1 protein-coding gene is annotated in these 236 nt (G+C 54.7%); it reads left to right on the plus strand.

The features are described from left to right. Window positions 1-35 precede the first annotated feature (35 nt). On the plus strand, window positions 36-236 hold a 201-nt coding region (locus tag SB771_RS37060; RefSeq protein ID WP_410722294.1), incomplete at its 3' end, for an iron-sulfur cluster biosynthesis family protein.

A 236-nucleotide genomic window follows, 5' to 3' on the forward strand; every position in this document is an offset into this window, starting at 1 on the left:
TACAATAGCGGTTAGAAGCTTTTTGGAGAGTTCGAATGAACGCAGTCACCGACACACCCGTGACCGAGATGCCCGCCCCCTTCGTTTTTACCGACGCAGCGGCTGACAAGGTCAAGCAACTGATCGAAGAAGAAGGCAATGCGGACCTCAAACTGCGCGTTTTCGTGCAGGGCGGCGGCTGCTCGGGCTTTCAGTACGGTTTTACGTTCGACGAAGCCGTTAATGAAGACGACACC

This window comes from Burkholderia sp. SIMBA_051 (genome assembly GCF_046534915.1).
In the GTDB taxonomy this organism is placed as follows: Bacteria; Pseudomonadota; Gammaproteobacteria; order Burkholderiales; family Burkholderiaceae; genus Burkholderia; species Burkholderia ambifaria.